Below are 2,044 nucleotides of genomic sequence, written 5' to 3' on the forward strand. Positions count from 1 at the left end.
CGCCGCCGGGGTTGCCGGGGCCGGTGTAGCCCGGCGCCGACGGCGTGTAGGCCGCCGCGGCGGGCTGGTTCACGCCACTGCCGCTCTGCGGAACGCCACCGGAGGCACCGGTACCGGTGAGAGCGGGCGGAGCGGCGGTGCCGGCGCCAGACTGCGCGTGCGTGGCCATGAGGGCGTCCGCGCCACCGAGCGCGGGCGCGGAGACCGAGCGCGCCGTCATCATCACCGGCTCCTCGACCTCGCCGGTGTTCGGGTTGAACGGCGGCTTGAACGTCGGCGTCGACGAGTCGATCTGCCGGGAGCCGTTCTCCATGTTGGTCATCACGGAGACCGCCTGCTCGTGCGCCGCGCGCGACGCGGCGTTCGCGACAGCGATGTCAGCGGACGCCAGAACGAAGGCCGGCGTGCCCGGCTGGGAGAGCGCGGCGGCTGCCTTGTTCCAGTCGAACTGGACGGGCGCCGGCATCTGCGCTCGGGCGGCCTCCATGACACGGCCCTGGTCGGCGACCTTGTTGCCCACCTCGACGGCGGTGCGGGCGGTCTCGTCGACCCAGTCACCGAGCTTCTTCATCGCGTCTCGGGCGGCCTCGGCGGCGGTGCCTGTCCACTTGGACTCCGACGCGGTGATGACCGCGTTGATCATTCGGGAGCCTCGGTCAGCTCAGAGCCGTACTTGCCCCACTCGGAGCTGATCTGGCCGGCTTGACCGGGGTCGTTGTTGTTGTGCACCGCGGCATAGAGCTCTTGGTGCGATCTCGACGCCCAGTTCTGCGGGTCCGTGAGGACCGGGACGTTCTCGATCTCGCTCGGGTCGGTCTCGGGGGGCATGACCGGCTCGCCTCTCGCGTCAGTGGAATCAGCTGGCCGAGGCTCAGCTGTTACCCATGTGCTTCTTCAGTTCGGCCTGCTGTTCCTCGTCGAGGCGGGTGAAGTTCTCGATCGCCTGGACGATCGAGTTCTTCGTCTGCTCCAGCACCGTGCGGTACGCGGTCATGACGCTGACGAACGAGTACTGCTCACCCTCGGCCCGATGGGTGAACTTCTCCCGCATCGCGTCGCCGACCGGGTTCGCGCCCAGCGGTGCGGGACGGGCGATGCTGGTGTTCGCGTGCTCGATCCACGAGTCGACCTGGTCGATCTGGGCCTGCAACTGCTTGCGGAGCTCTTCGCCCGCGGTCGGGTCGAGCTGCACCTGACCCGAGCTGACGGTGTCGCCAAGTGGGACAGCGTCTTTGTCACCGACGATGTACATGCGGGCAGTATCGGGTGTCTTTATGCGCATCGCTCGCTTTGCCTTGGGCGAGTTACCAATTGAGACTCGCGTTCACAATGCGTTGCGGCGCACCGAAACGGGCCGCTATCGGGTGAACGACGTGTAACAAACGTGATCGTTTGCGCTGGTAATGGGAGCGCTCTCCGGGTGCTGCCCGTTCGGGCATTCGATCTCTGTTCACATCACCGGAACAGGCCTTGACCTCAGGTGATTGTGGCCCAAATCACAGGGGGGAATATCTGGAATTTAGGGCCGTCTTGAGGTTCGTCACGCCAGGTTCGTCAATCGCCGGATCGGCTGAATCGGTTGACTGGCAAGGCGAACGCGGGCGCATGCCACAGAGTACGCCCGCGTTCGGCCCAATGATCAGTGCTTTGCGTTGTAGTCCTTCAGATCACCGAGGAACCCGGCATCTTCCTTCTGCGAGTGCTGGTCCGCGGCGAGCTCCTTCCAGAGCTCGTGCACCAGGTGCAGCGCGGAACCCGAGGCGAACGCCTTGCCTGCGACCGTGAAGTGACCGCCGGGCGCGGCGAGCTCCTCGAAGTTCTTGATCCACTGGCTGATCTTGGCGGCTTCCTCAGGGGTCTTGCCGAACTTGGTGGTGAGCACGTTGTCCAGGTGTTCCTTGCTGTACTTGCTGAGGTCGTCGACGTGGTTCTTGACCTCTGCCCAGGAGAACGGCGGCTTCTGACCCGCGCCGGTGCCGGGCGGTTTGGGTGCCGCGTCGTCCGGCTTGACGCCGGCGGGAGCTTGGCACCACCCGCGGCACCG

At 66.1% G+C, this 2,044-nt stretch carries 4 protein-coding genes; all 4 read right to left on the reverse strand.

Going from position 1 to position 2,044, the window contains the following annotated elements; genetic code table 11:
* Window positions 1-643: PPE domain-containing protein (locus FXN61_RS49075; protein WP_167980589.1), on the reverse strand; the 643-nt coding region annotated here is incomplete at its 3' end.
* Window positions 640-828: a hypothetical protein gene (locus tag FXN61_RS49080; RefSeq protein WP_167980590.1), complete on the reverse strand. Its 189-nt coding sequence runs from the start codon at window positions 826-828 to the stop codon at window positions 640-642. The genes FXN61_RS49080 and FXN61_RS49075, both read right to left, overlap by 4 nt.
* A 43-nt stretch (window positions 829-871) precedes the next feature.
* Window positions 872-1,252, reverse strand: a complete 381-nt coding sequence (locus FXN61_RS49085; protein ID WP_167980591.1) for a hypothetical protein — start codon at window positions 1,250-1,252, stop codon at window positions 872-874.
* 387 nt (window positions 1,253-1,639) lie between these two features.
* Window positions 1,640-2,044, reverse strand: a 405-nt coding sequence (locus FXN61_RS49090; protein WP_167980592.1) for a hypothetical protein, incomplete at its 5' end; no start/stop codon positions are given.

Origin of the sequence: Lentzea indica (genome assembly GCF_012184385.1) — a bacterium.
Classification (GTDB): domain Bacteria; phylum Actinomycetota; class Actinomycetes; order Mycobacteriales; family Pseudonocardiaceae; genus Lentzea; species Lentzea indica.